General features: G+C 58.8%; 17 protein-coding genes. 6 read left to right on the top strand and 11 right to left on the bottom strand.

Annotated elements, in window-relative coordinates:
- Positions 1-63: 63 nt before the first annotated feature.
- Genes G5137_RS11310 through G5137_RS11300 form a run of 3 tightly spaced genes read left to right on the top strand, consistent with a single transcriptional unit; the run spans position 64 to position 4,365 of the window.
- Positions 64-1,857 carry an assimilatory sulfite reductase (NADPH) flavoprotein subunit gene (locus G5137_RS11310; RefSeq protein WP_421255387.1) on the top strand — a complete coding sequence of 598 codons (1,794 nt, stop codon included), beginning with the start codon at positions 64-66 and terminating at the stop codon, positions 1,855-1,857.
- Positions 1,857-3,581 carry an assimilatory sulfite reductase (NADPH) hemoprotein subunit gene (gene cysI, locus G5137_RS11305; protein WP_421255386.1) on the top strand — a complete coding sequence of 575 codons (1,725 nt, stop codon included), beginning with the start codon at positions 1,857-1,859 and terminating at the stop codon, positions 3,579-3,581. The genes G5137_RS11310 and cysI overlap by 1 nt, the downstream gene beginning before the upstream one ends.
- Positions 3,571-4,365, top strand: a complete 795-nt coding sequence (locus G5137_RS11300; protein ID WP_421255385.1) for a phosphoadenylyl-sulfate reductase — start codon at positions 3,571-3,573, stop codon at positions 4,363-4,365. Before cysI ends, G5137_RS11300 begins: the two co-directional genes overlap by 11 nt.
- Positions 4,366-4,444: 79 nt before the next feature.
- On the opposite strand, the gene folA is transcribed toward G5137_RS11300, so the two are convergent.
- From folA to G5137_RS11280, 4 genes are all read right to left on the bottom strand, one after another.
- Entirely contained in the window at positions 4,445-4,936 is a 492-nt protein-coding gene (gene folA, locus G5137_RS11295) for a type 3 dihydrofolate reductase (RefSeq protein WP_421255384.1), read from the bottom strand.
- Between the two features lie 18 nt (positions 4,937-4,954).
- Positions 4,955-5,422 carry a threonine/serine exporter family protein gene (locus tag G5137_RS11290; RefSeq protein ID WP_026035076.1) on the bottom strand — a complete coding sequence of 156 codons (468 nt, stop codon included), beginning with the start codon at positions 5,420-5,422 and terminating at the stop codon, positions 4,955-4,957.
- The gene (locus tag G5137_RS11285; RefSeq protein ID WP_005348133.1) at positions 5,419-6,216 is read right to left on the bottom strand and encodes a threonine/serine exporter family protein; all 798 of its coding nucleotides are present in this window, start codon (positions 6,214-6,216) and stop codon (positions 5,419-5,421) included. Before G5137_RS11285 ends, G5137_RS11290 begins: the two co-directional genes overlap by 4 nt.
- Before the next feature lie 235 nt (positions 6,217-6,451).
- Positions 6,452-6,787 (bottom strand): DUF3135 domain-containing protein, encoded by a 336-nt coding sequence (locus G5137_RS11280; RefSeq protein WP_005348142.1) that lies wholly within the window; start codon positions 6,785-6,787, stop codon positions 6,452-6,454.
- Between the two features lie 382 nt (positions 6,788-7,169).
- On the opposite strand from G5137_RS11280, the gene mog reads away from it, so the two are divergent.
- Complete coding sequence (gene mog, locus G5137_RS11275; RefSeq protein ID WP_005354170.1) at positions 7,170-7,700, top strand: molybdopterin adenylyltransferase; 531 nt, start codon at positions 7,170-7,172, stop codon at positions 7,698-7,700.
- 83 nt (positions 7,701-7,783) lie between these two features.
- Here mog and G5137_RS11270 read toward each other — a convergent pair whose 3' ends face one another.
- The 7 genes from G5137_RS11270 to trmB all read right to left on the bottom strand — a co-directional run bounded on the left by G5137_RS11270 (position 7,784) and on the right by trmB (position 13,440).
- A complete protein-coding gene (locus G5137_RS11270) occupies positions 7,784-8,185 on the bottom strand; it encodes a DUF2541 family protein (protein ID WP_129503427.1) in 402 nt (133 codons plus the stop codon).
- Between the two features lie 169 nt (positions 8,186-8,354).
- On the bottom strand, positions 8,355-8,564 hold the full coding sequence (locus G5137_RS11265; RefSeq protein ID WP_129503426.1) for a YgdI/YgdR family lipoprotein: 210 nt from the start codon (positions 8,562-8,564) through the stop codon (positions 8,355-8,357).
- Between the two features lie 113 nt (positions 8,565-8,677).
- Positions 8,678-9,853, bottom strand: a complete 1,176-nt coding sequence (locus tag G5137_RS11260; protein ID WP_227342051.1) for a S8 family peptidase — start codon at positions 9,851-9,853, stop codon at positions 8,678-8,680.
- A gap of 124 nt (positions 9,854-9,977) precedes the next feature.
- Positions 9,978-11,273 carry a sulfurtransferase gene (locus tag G5137_RS11255; RefSeq protein WP_319920095.1) on the bottom strand — a complete coding sequence of 432 codons (1,296 nt, stop codon included), beginning with the start codon at positions 11,271-11,273 and terminating at the stop codon, positions 9,978-9,980.
- A gap of 29 nt (positions 11,274-11,302) precedes the next feature.
- A complete protein-coding gene (gene glsB, locus G5137_RS11250) occupies positions 11,303-12,223 on the bottom strand; it encodes a glutaminase B (protein ID WP_421255383.1) in 921 nt (306 codons plus the stop codon).
- Between the two features lie 122 nt (positions 12,224-12,345).
- Positions 12,346-12,678 carry a YggL family protein gene (locus G5137_RS11245; RefSeq protein ID WP_005348158.1) on the bottom strand — a complete coding sequence of 111 codons (333 nt, stop codon included), beginning with the start codon at positions 12,676-12,678 and terminating at the stop codon, positions 12,346-12,348.
- A gap of 48 nt (positions 12,679-12,726) precedes the next feature.
- Positions 12,727-13,440, bottom strand: coding sequence for a tRNA (guanosine(46)-N7)-methyltransferase TrmB (gene trmB / locus G5137_RS11240; RefSeq protein WP_144714313.1), 714 nt, complete (start codon positions 13,438-13,440; stop codon positions 12,727-12,729).
- A gap of 274 nt (positions 13,441-13,714) precedes the next feature.
- Between trmB and G5137_RS11235 the strand changes: the two genes are divergently transcribed.
- Together G5137_RS11235 and G5137_RS11230 are read left to right on the top strand one after the other, a co-directional pair.
- Positions 13,715-14,782 (top strand): M28 family metallopeptidase, encoded by a 1,068-nt coding sequence (locus tag G5137_RS11235; RefSeq protein WP_216953001.1) that lies wholly within the window; start codon positions 13,715-13,717, stop codon positions 14,780-14,782.
- A 205-nt stretch (positions 14,783-14,987) separates the two neighbouring features.
- Entirely contained in the window at positions 14,988-16,169 is a 1,182-nt protein-coding gene (locus G5137_RS11230) for a PLP-dependent aminotransferase family protein (protein ID WP_421255382.1), read from the top strand.
- Positions 16,170-16,177 lie beyond the last annotated feature (8 nt).

Below are 16,177 nucleotides of genomic sequence, written 5' to 3'. Positions count from 1 at the left end.
CTTTGTTGTTAGACAACACGCCCTTTAATCTGGCCAAAAATCAGACCATGGAAGACGCGTGTGATGCAATTGAAGGATTCCCCATTCAACCTCTCCCCTCTCTCTGACGAGCAGCAACGTCAGCTGGGTCAGGTACTCTCGACCCTCAATACCCAGCAACTGGCCTGGGTGAGCGGATATCTCTACGGCCTCTCCCAGGCGGGCGTCCAGCCCGTTGCGACCGCCGGCGCAGAAGTCGCGGCGCCCAGCGGCAGCCTGACCATTCTCTACGGCTCCCAGACCGGCAACGCCAAAGGTGTAGCCAGTGCCATCAAAGCGCAGGCCGAGGCCCGCGGTCTACCGGTCACCCTCGCATCGATGGCCGACTACAAACCCAAGCAGCTCAAGAAAGAGAGCCACCTGCTGGTGGTAGTGAGCACTTACGGGGAGGGTGAACCGCCGGAGAGCGCCGTCGACCTGTTCGAGCAGCTTAAAAAAGGCAAGATCGGCAAGCTGGACGGCCTCAAGTTCGCGGTGCTGGGGCTGGGTGACAGCTCCTACGAATTTTTCTGCCAAACCGGCAAAGATTTTGACAACTTCCTCGCCAGCGCTGGAGCCGAGCGCATTTATGAGCTCGCCAGCCTCGATGTGGATTATCAGGATGCCGCCAAGAGCTGGAGCGAACAGGCACTCAATGCCATTGCCGCGACCCTCTCCGCCGGTACGGCCAGCAGCAGCGTGACAAGCGCTGTGCAGCAGGCGGTTGGCCACAGCCAGTACAGCAAGGAGAATCCCTTCCCTGCCCGCCTGTCGGTCAATCAGAAGATCACCGGCCGGGATTCCACCAAGGATATCCGCCATATCGAGATCAATCTGACCGACTCCGGCCTCACCTATCAGCCGGGAGATGCCCTCGGGGTCTGGTTCGACAATGACGCCGACCTGGTAGGGGAAGTGCTGGCCCTGACCAACCTCTCCGGCGATGAAGCCACAGCCCACGGCACCTTGCACGCCGCACTGACCAGTCACTTCGAATTGACCCGGCTGCACGGCGGCTTTATCACAGGACTCGCTGACATATCGGACAACGCGGCGCTGAAAGATCTGGCTGGCGACAAGGCCCAGGTCAATGCACTGGTCGCCTCTGCCCAGGTGGTAGATGTGCTGAAACGCTTCCCGACCGCCCTCACTGCCGAGCAGCTGATCGGGCTGCTGCGCCCCCTCACCCCGCGCCTCTACTCCATCGCCTCCGCCCAGAACGAGGTGGAAGAGGAGGTACACCTGACCGTCGGCGTGGTGCGCTACCCGCAGGAAGATGGCACTGTGCGCTCTGGCGCCGCCTCCTCCTATCTGGCGGATCGGCTGATTGAGGATGGCGAGGTGCGGGTATTCGTGGAGCACAACGACAACTTCCGCCTGCCCGTCAATCCCGACACCCCCGTCATCATGGTGGGCCCGGGCACCGGCATCGCCCCGTTCCGCGCCTTTATGCAGGAGCGGGAAGCTCAGGGCGCGGAAGGCAAGAACTGGCTCTTCTTCGGCAACCCCCACTTTACCCAGGATTTCCTCTATCAGGTGGAGTGGCAGCGTTATGTGAAATCGGGGCTGCTGTCGAAGATCTCCCTGGCCTTCAGCCGGGATCAGGCCAACAAGATCTATGTGCAGGACCGCCTGCGTGAAGCGGGCCAGGATCTCTACCAGTGGCTGGAAGCAGGCGCTCACTTCTATGTGTGTGGCGACGCCAACAAGATGGCCAAGGATGTACAGGAGGCCCTGCTGGATGTAATTGCCGAACACGGTCACAAGAGCCGTGAGGAAGCAGAAGAGTATTTGAGCGAATTGCGTCGTGCCAAACGTTATCAAAGGGATGTCTATTGATGAGCAAACAACCTCTTTCTCACCCCAAAGCGGGACCGGTCGAAGGGCCGCTGGCCGACAACGAGCGCCTCAAGCGCGAGAGCAACTTCCTGCGCGGCACCATAGAGCAAGATCTGCAGGACCCGCTCACCGGCGGCTTCAACGGCGACAACTTCCAGCTGATCCGCTTTCACGGCATGTATCAGCAGGATGACCGCGACATCCGCCCGGAGCGCGCCGCCCAGAAGCTGGAACCGCTGCACAACGTCATGCTGCGTGCCCGCCTGCCGGGTGGGATCATCACCCCGGCCCAGTGGCAGATCATCGACAAGTTCGCCGAAGAGCACAGCCTCTACGGCAGCATCCGCCTGACCACCCGTCAGACCTTCCAGTTCCACGGGGTGTTGAAGCGTGACATCAAGCTGATGCATAAGACCCTGAGCAGCACCGGCATCGACTCCATCGCCACCGCCGGCGATGTGAACCGCAACGTGCTCTGCACCAGCAACCCGGTGGAGTCCGAGCTGCATCAGGAAGCCTACGAGTGGGCCAAGAAGATCTCCGAGCACTTGCTGCCCAAGACCCGCGCCTACGTGGAAATCTGGCTGGACGGTGAAAAACTGGGACAGGACGAGGAGCCGATCCTGGGGTCCAACTACCTGCCGCGCAAATTCAAGACCACTGTGGTGATCCCGCCCCACAACGATGTGGATATCCACGCCAACGATCTCAACTTCGTGGCGATTGCCGAACACGGCAAGCTGGTGGGCTTCAACGTGCTGGTGGGTGGTGGCCTCGCCATGACCCACGGCGACACCAGCACCTATCCGCGCAAGGCGAGCGACTTTGGCTTTATTCCGCTCTCCCACGTACTGGAGGTGGCGGCCGCCGTGGTCAGCACCCAGCGCGACTGGGGCAACCGGGTCAACCGCAAGAACGCCAAGACCAAGTACACCCTAGAGCGTGTCGGCGTCGAAGCCTTCAAGGCCGAGGTGGAGAACCGCGCCGGCATCCAGTTCGGGCCGGTTCGCCCCTATGAGTTCACCAGCCGTGGCGATCGCTTCGGTTGGGTCGAGGGGATCGACGGCAAGCACCACCTGACCCTGTTTATCGAGAATGGCCGCCTGCTGGACTTCCCGGGCAAGCCGCTCAAAACCGGCATGCTGGAGATCGCCAAGGTGCATCAGGGGGATTTTCGCCTGACCGCCAACCAGAACCTGATCATCGCTGGGGTACCTGCCAGCGAAAAAGCCCGCATCGAAGGGCTGGCACGCCAATACGGCCTGCTGGATGACGGCGTGAGCGAGCAGCGCAAGCAGTCCATGGCCTGTGTGGCACTGCCCACCTGCCCGCTGGCGATGGCCGAGGCCGAGCGCATGCTGCCGGCGTTTGTCACCGACATCGAGGGCTTGCTCACCAAACATGGGCTGGCGGATGACGCCATCATCTTCCGTGTCACCGGTTGCCCCAACGGCTGCGGCCGCGCCATGCTGGCGGAAGTGGGTCTGGTGGGCAAGGCGCCCGGCCGCTACAACCTCCATCTGGGTGGCAATCTGGAGGGGACCCGCATTCCGCGCCTCTATCAGGAGAACATTACCGAACCGCAGATTTTGGCCGAACTCGACAGGCTGATCGGCCGCTGGGCCACCGAGCGCAATCAGGGCGAATGCTTCGGCGACTTCGTGATCCGGGTTGGGGTGATTGCGCCTGTTATCGATTCTGCGAGGGACTTCTATGCCGCTTAATCTGCCGCTTAATGTCACTGAAGATGGCCGCCTTGACCTGCAGGCACTGCTGGCCCTCGGCCGTGAGGAGCAAGTCGAGGCGCTGGCGCCCCTCAACCGGGAGCTGGATACCATGAGCGCCCCCGAGCGGGTGCGCTGGGCTCTGGCCAATCTGCCCGGGGAGCATGTGCTCTCATCCAGCTTCGGCATTCAGGCGGCGCTGATGCTCCATCTGGTAAGCCGCGAGCGGGCCGACGTGCCGATAGTGCTGACCGATACCGGTTATCTGTTCCCGGAGACCTACCGCTTTATCGACGAGCTGACCGAGCGCCTCGCACTCAACCTGAAGATCTATCGGGCCGAGCTCAGCCCTGCCTGGCAGGAGGCGCGCTTCGGCCTCCTGTGGGAGCAGGGGGTGGAGGGGATCACCCGCTACAACCAGCTCAACAAGGTGGAGCCGATGGACCGCGCCCTGCGCGAGCTGGGGGCCCAGACCTGGTTCTCCGGCCTGCGCCGGGAGCAGTCCGGCAGCCGTGGCAAGCTGCCGGTGCTCGGCATCCAGCGCGGCCGCTTCAAGTTCCTGCCGGTGATCGACTGGAGCAACAAGGATGTCTTCTACTACTTCAAGGAGTTCGACCTCCCCTACCACCCGCTGTGGGAGCAGGGTTATCTCTCGGTGGGCGATGTCCACACCACCGCCAAGTGGGAGCCGGGCATGAGCGAGGAGCAGACCCGCTTCTTCGGCCTCAAGCGCGAGTGCGGTTTGCACGAGGAAAATGGCGAGAACGACGGCTCAGGCATCTAATTCCGTCTTGAAAACCCAACAGAACAACAAGGGCATCCGAAGATGCCCTTGTTGTTATTTGCCCATTAGCTTTCGTCCGTCAGCGGCGCTGCCAGGTCTCGAAGCTATAGGGGTGCGGGTTCTTATCATCGGCAGGGTGGCTCTCGCAATCAACGCGTTGCCACTGACCATCGTCAAAAGCAGGGAAGCGGGTATCCCCCTCCACCGCCAGATCGATGCGGGTCAGGTAGAGACAATCCGCGCTCGGCAACATCTCGGCATAGAGATGACCACCACCGATCACCATCAACTCCTCCACCGAGCTGCCTGCCAACAGCGCCAGCGCCGCCTCGACGGAGCCCACCACCTCAATGCCCTCAGCCTGATAGTCGGGATTGCGGCTGATCACCAGATTGCGCCGTCCGGGCAGCGGTCGACCGATGGATTCGAAGGTCTTGCGCCCCATCAATACCGGTTTACCGAGGGTGACACGCTTGAAGTGGGCCAAGTCAGCAGGCAGATGCCAGGGCATCTGGTTGTCCTTGCCTATCACCCTGTCGTGGGCCATGGCGGCAATCATGGAAATCTTCATGGGGCCTCTCACCATCTGTCAGATTATGGGGCGGTTACGGTACACGACCAGAGAGGGGATCGCCAAACCGAAACTGAGGGCACCGACGATAAAGAGCGCCTTGAGGCCGTTCTCCACCGCACTCTGGATCAACTCCATGGTCACGCCGTTGATGTTGAGCTCTACCACCGCAATCATGGTCTTGAAGGCATAACTGCCCGGGATCATCGGAATGATGGAGGCAACGCTGAACACCGGACGCGGTGCCAGCAGACGGCGCGACCAGTAGACGCAGACAAAGCCGACCGTGGTAGCCGCCGCCAGCGTCGCCCACTCGATGGGCATGCCGTAGTGGATAAGCAAGGTACGCAGGCTGTGGGCCAGCGCGCCGCCCATGGCACAATACTTCAGCATCCGTGGTGGCACGTTGAACAGCATGGCAAACCCCACCGCCGGGATGGAGGACCAGAAGGCATCCTTGGCCAGTAGCCAGAGCAAATCCATCATACTTTCCACCCCCAGATACCGGTGACCGACATGGCCAAAATGATACCTATGGCGGCACTGATGGTCAGCAGGGTCGCGGTCCCCCAGCGGGCCAGCCCCATGTTGAAGTAGCCCTTCACCATGTCTGAGACCGCATTGATCAGCGGAAAGCCCGGCACCAGCAGCAGCACGCTAGCCGCCATGGCGAGATAGGGCTGGTCACCCCAGTTAAAAAAGGTGGCGCTGGAGGAGAGCAAGGTGGCAATAAAGCCGGTAGCGGCAAAGTTGATGAGCGGGCTATGGTGATGGCGGGCCATCAGTTGGCGCACCCGCATCGCCACGGCAGACGAGAAACAGGTCACCAGGAAGATGGGCCAGTCACCGCCAAACAGCAGGCTAAAGGCACCACAGGAGAGCCCCACCATGGGGACCACCAACCAGGGGTGATAGTGAAAGGGGACGATGGCCTCGAGCCGCTGACGCACTTCACGGGCGCCGATCAGCTCTTTCTCTGCCATGATGCAGATCCGCTGGATTTCGCACACCACCTGCATGTTGATGCCATGTTCGCGCACCCGCCGGGTAGTGGTGACGCAACCCCCCTGATAGAGACTGGTGAGCACGATGGCGCTCGATGAGATAGCCATTTCGACACTCTCCAGCCCCAGCGCCATCCCCAGCCGCACCGTGGTCTGCTCGATGATCCGGCTCTCCGCCCCGAACTGGGCCAACATCTGACCCACCTTGACGATAATGCGGGTGATCTCTGTCTGTTGCTCCCGCGACAACACCCGTCTTGGTGTGATACTTCTCATAATCCCTTCGAGTCGTAGCAATAAAAATTTCGGCCATATTAGCCTAACTTTTACTGTTATTCATCCACCCCTATCACAACCTGACTAATTAGTTATTACAAGAAGGAGAAAAGAAATTACATCACAAATACATTACGACTAACATTAAAAACCATAACAATCAGGTCGCCGGGAATCCCCTTTATTATGGCCTCACCGATTTGGCTGAAATATCATTCAAGGGGGTTATTGCAGATTATTTGCGACGTCGATAGTCCGCCAGACGGATTATTTTACCACTGCCATCGCTTTCAGGCGGAGGGTCCCCCTCTTCTCTGAACTGGCTCATTTCGCTGCGCATCAAATAAAAAGATTCCCGCATCATGTTGGTAATCCGGATACAGCTATCAAGATTGTTTTTCGCCAGACGGCGCTGACCATCAATCTTGAACTGCAACCCGCGCAGACGGCGCTGCTGATCGGGGCTCGCACGGGCCATCAACTGGTCGATCTGCTGCTCCAGAATCGCATCCAGCCGGGAGGGCTCACTCGCAGCCAACTCCTTCAGGGTGTCAAAATCAGGCAACTCCATATGCCCTCCTTGGCGACTATTGCTGGCTCTACAACTTGAGGAACCAGCCATATAAAACTTTATATACGACCGAGCGGCAAAGAGCTCACCACACCACTCAGGTAATCGTTATTAAAATGGCAACCATGATGAAAATCATCCATTGAAATAATATGCAGAAACAAACATTTGCTTAAAAAAGAAAGAGCATACAAAACACTTAGACATTTTAGGCTGCTTTTTTATGTTTTTTATTTCCAATAAAAGTCGGGATAAATTAATTTTGCTTCATTCGACTCTTTATCATCCATAAAATGACCAGTAGCTCCTTCCGACGATTTAACATATCTCACTGATTATGTTATTTTAATTGCCACTTTTATCGGACATTCAAGAGCAGACCATGAGCAAGGCAAAAATCGGTATCGTCACCGTCAGCGATCGCGCCAGCGCGGGCATCTATGAAGACCTCTCCGGCAAGGCCATCATCGACACCCTGAACGCCTATCTGACCTCGGAGTGGGAACCTGTCTATCAGGTGATCCCCGATGAACAGGATCAGATTGAAGCGACCCTGATCCGGCTGGCGGATGAAGAGCAGTGTTGTCTCATCGTCACCACAGGCGGCACCGGCCCGGCCAAGCGGGATGTCACGCCGGAAGCGACCGAAGCGGTATGTGATCGCATGATGCCGGGCTTTGGCGAGCTGATGCGGGCCGAATCCCTCAAGTTTGTGCCGACCGCCATTCTGTCGCGCCAGACTGCCGGGCTGCGCGACGATACCCTGATCGTCAATCTGCCGGGCAAGCCCAAATCGATCCGCGAGTGTCTGGATGCAGTATTCCCCGCCATCCCCTACTGCATCGATTTGATGGAAGGGCCGTATCTTGAGTGCGATGAAACTGTCATCAAGCCATTTCGGCCGAAAAAATAGCAAAGCCGACCATAAAAAATAATGGCGAGCCACGGCTCGCCATTATTTTTAGCTCATCTGTTCGTGCAGACAAAATGCATCGATTATTTACGGCCGAATACTTTTACGCCCGCTTTGCTGCGCTCTGAATTACCGTACACTTCGATCTTTTTCACACAACGACGCGAACCCAGTGATTTCCACTCGGTCTCTTTATCACTGCTCATCTCCCGATCGAAGCGAATGGTTTTGGTACGATCACCACCATAGGTCACCACCACCCGATCCAGGGTCAAATCACGTTCCGCCTTCACCTTGATATATTTGGTCTGACGGCAAATCACCAAAGGAATTGTCGCACCATGATCACCGGCCCCCAGCAAAATAGTCCGCCCCAGCGTGAACTGATCATCGCCAGCATGGCTGGCTGACGCCACCACCAGCAAGACACCACCCAGCAGGGTGCGCGCGGAAAAACGGGAATTCCAGATAGACATCAGGGACATAACACCTCCAATAAAAAACGGAGTGCAATAATACGGACCGAACCATAACGGAAGCTGTACCCGAACGCGCATTTGTGGCGAAAGGGGTGCGATTGCCTGAGAAAATGGAGAGATTTGCCGGTAAAAATGTGAAGGGCCGCATATTGCGGCCCTGACTGCATATGAGCGCTCAACGCTCCATGATCTGGGTCACATCTTCTTTATTGATCATCACCTCACGCCCTTCATGATCGTAATAGCGATACATACCGGTACTCTCGTCCAGCTTGGGCTTGCTCTCTGTGGTGATCATCTTGCCATCCTTGGTGCTCATGATGTATTGGGAGCTGCATGCTACCAGCCCCAAGGCGCACACCAGGATCATCATCAGTTTTTTCATAGGCGCACTCTTCTCCTTTCACCCTCACCACGAGGGTGTCATATCCAGCCTACTCCAATCCGGCAGGCAGTCGGAAACTTGCACAATAAAGTGAGATCACCATCAAAAATCAGTTACTTGCGACCACCCGGTTTGCCACTGCTACCGGTACCGGAACCACAGCCAAGTGCCAGCCGATCTGCCGCGGCTCTGGCCTGCACCAGACCATAGCCATAGCTGTTGTCCCGTCCGACAGCCCCCAGATCCTGGGCGCTGCTGCGCAGGGTCTGGCGCAGTTGATCATTGCTGCACTCCAGCCGCTGTGACCAGGCCAGGGTGGCGACCCCGACCACATGAGGGGTCGCCATCGAGGTACCGCTGTAGCTGGCGTAACCACTCGGCACGGTCGACAGCACAGCAACACCGGGGGCCGCCAGCTCCACCTGATCGTTGCGTTGCGAGAAATAAGCCAACTGCTTGCTGCTATCGATAGCAGCCACGCTCACCACACTGCTGTAAGAGGCGGGATAGGACTTGCTGGTGTTGCCCGCATTGCCCGCCGCCGCCACACTCAACACATTCTGGCTGTAAGCCTGATTGAACGCCTGCTCTTCCGTCTTGCTGGGCACATTGCCCCCTAGGCTCATGTTGATGACCATGCGAGTAAAGCCACGACTGCTCATCCCCTGCTTGCAGGCATTGAGGGCCCCCACCAGGTTGGAGGTATAAGCCCAGCCGTTGGCGCCAAACACCTTGATGATGTGCAGCGGAACACTCTGATTCGGCAAGACACCGACCACGCCCATGTCGTTCCCCCCAATGGCGGCTATGGTGCCTGCCACGTGGGTGCCGTGACCGTTTTCGTCACTGCTCCAGCTGCCAGTACCAGCGTTGTCACTACCCTGCACCTGCGCCCCATGGGGCAGATCCGGGTGATTGCCGCTATAGCCAGAGTCAATGATGCACACCAGCACCTCTCCGGCCATACCATCGCTCAGTTGTGGCGCCTGTACCATGGGAATGCCATAAGGCAGGGTCTCGGCACTGGCATAACGCTTGGCATCCGGCTCCACCCACAGCACGTTGGGGTTGCGCGCCAGCGCTGTCGCTGCTGCAGCTGGCAACCAGAGCGCCAGCGCATGCTGCTCGGGCAGTTGCAGGGCCAGCTCGCCCCCCATCCCTTTGCTTTGGGCCAGCACAGCGGCCTCCGCCCCCGGCTTGAGTTGCACCAGATAACGAGCCCGTTCGGCAGCCATTACCCCCTGTGCCAGTACGCCTGCCACCAGCAGGCCTGTCCATATCCGTCTCATCAGCCACTCCTTCCATCGACCTGATAGCCACCAGCAAAGTGTAGTGGCAGGCTGGCGCAGGTCCGAGCGGATACAAAAAGGCCGGACATCTGTCCGGCCTCTTCTTTCAAGCGCAAGAGCGCAATCATGACTTGGCGGGCTGGCGCTCACCGGTCACGGTCGGGTTCTTGGGATCGGAACTCCACTCATACCAACCGCCGTCGTAGACGCTGATCCGTTTCCAGTCCATCAGCCAGGCGTAGAAGAAGGCCTCGGAGGCGCGCCAGCCGGTACCGCAGTAGAATGCGGCCTGCTGAGTTGGCTCGATGTTCCACTGGTCCCACATGGCGAGGATCTCGCGGGCCGGCTTCATGGTGCCGTCCGGGTTGTGGAAGTCGCTCATGCTGTTGGCATCCACCCCACCGTGACCCCACTTGGCCCCCGGAATATCGCCCTTCGGCTTGATGTAGCTGTAACCTGAGGTGTTGCCGACAAACTCGTCCCAGGTACGCACACTGACCAGTGCGCTATCGGGCTGCTTGAGCAGCTCTTTCGCCTGACTTAGCGTGGTGTAGTACTCGGGGTGAGCGGGAATGGCCACGCCAAACTCCTTCACCGGCTCATATTTGTTGGGCAGGCCGGTTTCGGTGCGCAGGTGCTGGATAAACCAGGCATCCAGGCCACCGTCCAGCAGGCGTACATCTTCCACCCCCGCATACATCATCAGATGCGCGGCACGGGCGGCCGCCATGGTGTTGCGACCATAGAGGATGACGGTGGTGTCGTGACGGATGCCGTTATCCAGCAGCAGCTTCTTGAGTGCTTCGTCAGAGACCTTGTTCCACAGCGGCTCCTCTTCGAGGCTGTTGGTATCGATATAACCGGCCCCCGGGATGTGGCTGATGAGGTAGGCTTTGGGTGAACCCCAATCCACTTCAAACAGCTTCCAGTCCCCCTTGGGCGCCGCGGCAACCGGCTTGCCCTCTTGCAGGTCCGCCAACCAGCGCGGATAGACCAGCTGCTGCCAGCGTGCCAGCGACTCGCGCGGTGCGGCTTGCCACCCTTGCAGCTCGAACAGCTGCTTGATCCCTTGCTTGCGCAGCAAACGGGCCACCTCGGCCACTTCGCGGGAGGCACCGTAGAGGGCAACCGGACGATCGGCCTTCAGCCCCTTGATCTCGAGCGCCTTTGGCCACTCTTCATCGCTGTATTTCCACTCGGCAGAGAGGTTCTCGGCACCCGCCACATGGCCGCCCTGCTTCTCCCCTTCCATCGGCCACCCCTGATAGAAGTAGCTGGCGCGGGTATCCAGGATGACCGCCTGTTTGGCCTTGGCATCGGCCAGCGAAAGCGGTGGCAACTCCCCAGCCACGGCGGGCAGGGCACACCAGAGCAGTAAGGTCGCCAGCGCGGCCTGCAGGAAGCGAAGATGTCGTTTCATGGTGATTTCTCGATTCATAGTGAACAAGGTTAAAAAATGGAGCGACCCAGCCGCTCGGCCAGCAGCTCCAGCGCCGCCGTGCCCGCCAGCGAGTTACCGGCTTTGTTGAGCTCGGGCGACCAGACACAGACGCAGAGCTCGCCCGGGATCAGGGCGATGATACCGCCGCCGACACCCGATTTGCCCGGCATGCCGACCCGATAGGCAAAATCGCCCGCCTCGTCATAAAGGCCGCAGGTGGCGAGCAGGGCGTTGACCTGCTTGGTGGTGCGGACTGGCAACAGTGGCACGCTCTCGCCCAGTGGCACACCACGGTTGGCCAGATAGATGAATGCCCGCGCCAGATCGACGCAGCTCATGCGAATGGCACAGGCATTGAAGTAGCTTTGCAGCACCTTGTCCACTTCGTTTTCGAAGTTGCCATAGGCCTTCATCAGATAGGCGATGGCGGCGTTGCGGGCAGAGTGCTGATATTCGGAGCGGGCGACCACCTGATCCGCCATGATGGCCGGATTGCCGGAAAGACGGCGCACCAGCTCGAGGGTACGCTGACGGGGCGCAGTGAGGCGGGTCTCCAGCAGATCGCTCACTACCAGCGCCCCGGCATTGATAAAGGGGTTGCGGGGGATCCCCTGCTCGAACTCGAGCTGAACCAGCGAGTTGAAGGGCTGGCCGGAGGGCTCCTTGCCAACCCGGGCCCAAATCTCCTCCTCCTGATAGAGGGTGAGTGCCAGGGTCAGGCTCAGGGCCTTGGAGATACTCTGGATGGAGAAGGGTTCAAAAGCGTCACCGGCGGTGAACAGCTCCCCCTCGACGGTACAGACTGCGATACCAAGCCGATCGGCCGGTACCTGAGCCAGTGCCGGAATGTAGTCGGCCACCTTGCCTTGTCCCAGCAACGGGCGCACCTCTTCAAGGATGCTGGCCAGTAATTCGGATGACAACACCATAAGCAATAAGCGATTCCATGACTAAAACAGCGGTGGAGATCCCATCCCCACTGACAAAAATCCCGCCAGCGGCGGGATTTTTCAGTTACCCACAACAAGGCGCCAGATGCGGCAGCCTTGTATCAGGCCGGTTCACCGTACCAGAGGTCGAACAGCTCGGTAACGACCACGGCTTCCATCCCCTTGCCTTCCAGCCAGGATTTGACGGCAGCGCGGTCTTCTTCGGTACACTTGCCCAGTTGCTGGGTGCAGATCATCCCTTCCCAGGCCAGGTGACCGGAGCCGGCAAAAGCCAGTTTACGGGGTTCAACAACCTCATCGATCATCGCATCGACTACCGCATCGATGGTCTCTTCGGCAGTGCCGACCGGGAAGTTGAAACTGATGTCGAAACCCATTTCCTGGAATTCATCGACGCGCAGTTTCTTGCGCAGGCGGCGGCTACGATTGGCCATGATAGCTCCTCAAGTTAGTTGATACGCTAGGTGTGTTGACGTGCCAGCTTAGCTGACACGCTTGAAAATCAGATCCCAAACCCCGTGGCCGAGACGGTGGCCACGTTGTTCAAATTTGGTCAGCGGACGCCAGTCCGGACGAGGCACCCAGTTGCCGGTGGCAGAGGTGTTCTCGTAACCCTCGGCGGCGCTCATCACTTCCAGCATGTGCTCGGCATAGTTTTCCCAGTCGGTCGCCATGTGGAACATGCCACCGATGGCCAGCTTCTGGCGAATATCCTGGGCAAACGCAGGCTGTACAATGCGACGCTTGTGGTGACGGCTCTTGTGCCAGGGATCCGGGAAGAAGAGCTGCAGGCAGGAGAGTGAGCCGTTCGGGATCATGTGCTCCAGCACCTCGACCGCATCGTGGCAGATCACCTTCAGATTGGTGACGCCCGCTTCCTGAGCGGTACCCAGACAGGCGCCCACGCCCGGGGAGTGCACTTCAATGCCGATGAAGTTTTTCTCGGGGGCATTCTTGGCCATCTCCACCAGAGAGGCGCCCATGCCAAAGCCGATCTCCAGCACCACAGGTGCTTCACGGCCAAACAGTGCGACCAGATCGAGCTGCTTTGGCTCGAAATCGATGCCCATGACCGGCCAGAGCTCTTCCAGGGCCTTCTCCTGCCCTTTGGTCAGGCGGCCTTCGCGACGGACAAAGCTGCGGATCTTGCGCATGAACTTGCCGTCTTCGTTAAATACATCTTGGGTCACAGGCATAATGGTCTCGTTATTTCATCAATCCGGGTAATACATCTTGTGTCCGATCCCTAGCGGGACCGCTCGCGGCTCGGCATTTCATCGACCCGCGAAAACAGGGGAGCGAATTATCCCAAGATAGGCCCAAGGCGCAAGTGTTTCGCGAAACAAATCCCTCATCTCTCTCCATTTCATTGACAACAGTTGACAAATGCCGACCCGTTCACAGAATCGGTCACGCGTCGAGTACATGCTGCCTGCGCAAATAAAACCATACACAACAAAGGATTGCAGTATGAAATACAGAGCATTGGCGTTTGCCATCACCACTTTGCTTGCGGGATGCGACACATCAACAAATAACTCACAAACCCCTGCTGCCGCCGAGCAGGCCTATGAGTATCTGGTGCAGTTGAGCTCAACCGCAGAAGGGATTGGCGCGCGCCCCACGGGGACAGAGGCAGAAACTCGTGCCGCGGCATGGATCCAGGACCATCTGACCGGTTGGGGCTACGATGTGCAACGCCAACCCTTCACCTACACCAAAAGCGGCGCCAGTAAAAACTCCCAAAACCTGATCGCTGAGCTCAAGGGCACAAGTGACAAGGTGATCCTGATCGGCGCCCACTACGACAGTACGGGCGACAAGAAAGGTTCTGAAGGAGCCACCGACAACGGCGCTGGCGTCGCAGCCCTACTGGCAGTGGCTGAGGCGCTTAAAGGACAAACCTTGCCCTACACGGTTCGCTTTGCATTCTTCGGGGCGGAGGAGAACGGTCTCAACGGCTCCAAAGCCTATGCCGCCAGCCTCGACAGCACCGCCGTCGCCAAGCTGCTGGCGATGGTGAACTACGACACCATCGCCGGGGGCGACATCGTCTACGTCCACTCAGCCCACTCGGACGTCGCCGAATACAACTGCACAGATCCGAGCCGCTACAGCTTCGATCCCAAGGTGCGGGATCGCCTGCTTACCCTCTCCAAACAGACTGCGACCCCGTTTGCCATTCATCCCAGCTACAGCGGTTATCCGGAAGGGGAGACTGGCAGCTGGTCAGATCACGCTCCCTTTGCCTGCCTGGGGGTGCCGATCGCCTACGTTGAAGCGACCAACTTCACCATCAACGGCGCTGATGGCTATGACGGCTACTCCCAAAGCACCAATCCAGCGCTGTGGGACTGCTATGACGCCACCACCAAGAGCGCCTGCGATCGTGACAGCGAAACCCAGTGGGGAAAAATCTGGCACACCCAGTACGACCGCCTCGACAAGATGGCGGAACTATTCCCAGGCAGAGTAGAAAGCCAACTTGGCGCCAACACCGACCTGATGATCCGCTTCCTCAAGGAACCGGGTTTGTAAGGTCAGTTGCTTGTCCACAAAACAAGATCGCCCTAACTCATTTCAATTCATGGGAGCCACACGGGCAGGTAAAATTCGGGCAGGTGCCAAACCTGCCTTTTTTGGCGATTTTTGTGACAATCATTGCCTCATTTCTGAAATCTGATACAAACGGATAACCTGGCGGTCGAATGGAGCGACCGCCCACATGCCGAGAGAATTGTCTATGCAGCCGTTTTTTGCCCAGCGCTTCGAGAAGGTTGAACCTTCCTTTATCCGTGAAATCCTCAAAGTTGCCGCCAATCCGGAGATCATCTCCTTCGCTGGTGGCCTGCCCAATCCCCACCTGTTTCCGGTCAAGGCGATCGATCAGGCCTGTCAGGATGTGCTGCGCGAGCAAGGGGCTGCCGCCCTGCAATATGCGGCGACCGAAGGCTTCGCCCCGCTGCGCCAATATATTGCCGACCGCTATCTGACCCGCCACGGCATGCAGGTCAATCCGGACAACATCCTCATTACCAGCGGCTCCCAGCAGGCGCTGGATCTGCTGGGCAAGGTACTGATCGACGAGGGACAGGATCTCATTATTGAAGAGCCGGGTTACCTTGGCGCCATCCAGGCCTTCTCTGTCTACCAACCCACCTTCAAGCCAATTACCCTCGGCGAAGCTGGACTGGATCTGGCGGCGCTGGATGCGTTGCTGGCAAACGGCTCAAATGCCAAGCTGCTCTACGGCGTGCCCAATTTCCAGAACCCGAGCGGCGTCTCCTACAGCCGTGCCAATCGCGAGGCGCTAGCCGAACGACTGGTCAACCACGAGCTGTTGATGGTGGAAGATGACCCCTACGGCGAGCTGCGTTTCGAAGGGGAACATCTGCCCCCGATTGCCAAGCTGGCGCCAAACAATACCGTGCTGCTCGGCTCCTTCTCGAAAACCGTGGTGCCCGCCTTCCGTCTGGGCTGGATGCTGGTGCCGGAGTGGCTGCGCAAGAAGGTGACTATCGCCAAACAGGCCACCGACCTGCACAGCAACGCCTTCAGCCAGCAGGTGCTGCACCGCTTCCTGACCGACAATTCACTGGATGCCCATCTGGAGAAGATCAAGGAGGTCTATGGTCGCCAGCGTGCTGCCATGGAGGCTGCACTGGCCCGTCACTGCCCGCCCGGCGTCAGCTACACCAGACCGGAAGGGGGCATGTTCCTCTGGCTGACTCTGCCAGCCCACATCAGCGCCATGGCCCTGTTTGATGAGGCGATCAAGGAGAAGGTAGCCTTCGTGCCCGGCGCCCCCTTCTATGTACGCCCCGAAATCAAGAACACCCTGCGCCTGAGCTTCTCCTGCGTCGATGAGGCGACCATCGAGGAGGGGGTCAAGCGGCTGGCCCGCGCCCTCCAGCGGATGCTCTGAACGCCCAA

The organism is Aeromonas sp. 600282 (assembly GCF_049175755.1).
Classification (GTDB): Bacteria; Pseudomonadota; Gammaproteobacteria; order Enterobacterales; family Aeromonadaceae; genus Aeromonas; species Aeromonas veronii_A.
Note: the sequence above shows the minus strand (reverse complement) of the source record. Positions and strands in the feature narration are given on the sequence as shown.

Coding starts and splice junctions, on each gene's coding strand:
- G5137_RS11310 (WP_421255387.1), top strand. CDS start 64: ATGCAATTGAAGGATTCCCCATTCAACCTCTCCCCTCTCTCTGACGAG.
- cysI (WP_421255386.1), top strand. CDS start 1,857: ATGAGCAAACAACCTCTTTCTCACCCCAAAGCGGGACCGGTCGAAGGG.
- G5137_RS11300 (WP_421255385.1), top strand. CDS start 3,571: ATGCCGCTTAATCTGCCGCTTAATGTCACTGAAGATGGCCGCCTTGAC.
- folA (WP_421255384.1), bottom strand. CDS start 4,936: ATGAAGATTTCCATGATTGCCGCCATGGCCCACGACAGGGTGATAGGC.
- G5137_RS11290 (WP_026035076.1), bottom strand. CDS start 5,422: ATGATGGATTTGCTCTGGCTACTGGCCAAGGATGCCTTCTGGTCCTCC.
- G5137_RS11285 (WP_005348133.1), bottom strand. CDS start 6,216: ATGAGAAGTATCACACCAAGACGGGTGTTGTCGCGGGAGCAACAGACA.
- G5137_RS11280 (WP_005348142.1), bottom strand. CDS start 6,787: ATGGAGTTGCCTGATTTTGACACCCTGAAGGAGTTGGCTGCGAGTGAG.
- mog (WP_005354170.1), top strand. CDS start 7,170: ATGAGCAAGGCAAAAATCGGTATCGTCACCGTCAGCGATCGCGCCAGC.
- G5137_RS11270 (WP_129503427.1), bottom strand. CDS start 8,185: ATGTCCCTGATGTCTATCTGGAATTCCCGTTTTTCCGCGCGCACCCTG.
- G5137_RS11265 (WP_129503426.1), bottom strand. CDS start 8,564: ATGAAAAAACTGATGATGATCCTGGTGTGCGCCTTGGGGCTGGTAGCA.
- G5137_RS11260 (WP_227342051.1), bottom strand. CDS start 9,853: ATGAGACGGATATGGACAGGCCTGCTGGTGGCAGGCGTACTGGCACAG.
- G5137_RS11255 (WP_319920095.1), bottom strand. CDS start 11,273: ATGAAACGACATCTTCGCTTCCTGCAGGCCGCGCTGGCGACCTTACTG.
- glsB (WP_421255383.1), bottom strand. CDS start 12,223: ATGGTGTTGTCATCCGAATTACTGGCCAGCATCCTTGAAGAGGTGCGC.
- G5137_RS11245 (WP_005348158.1), bottom strand. CDS start 12,678: ATGGCCAATCGTAGCCGCCGCCTGCGCAAGAAACTGCGCGTCGATGAA.
- trmB (WP_144714313.1), bottom strand. CDS start 13,440: ATGCCTGTGACCCAAGATGTATTTAACGAAGACGGCAAGTTCATGCGC.
- G5137_RS11235 (WP_216953001.1), top strand. CDS start 13,715: ATGAAATACAGAGCATTGGCGTTTGCCATCACCACTTTGCTTGCGGGA.
- G5137_RS11230 (WP_421255382.1), top strand. CDS start 14,988: ATGCAGCCGTTTTTTGCCCAGCGCTTCGAGAAGGTTGAACCTTCCTTT.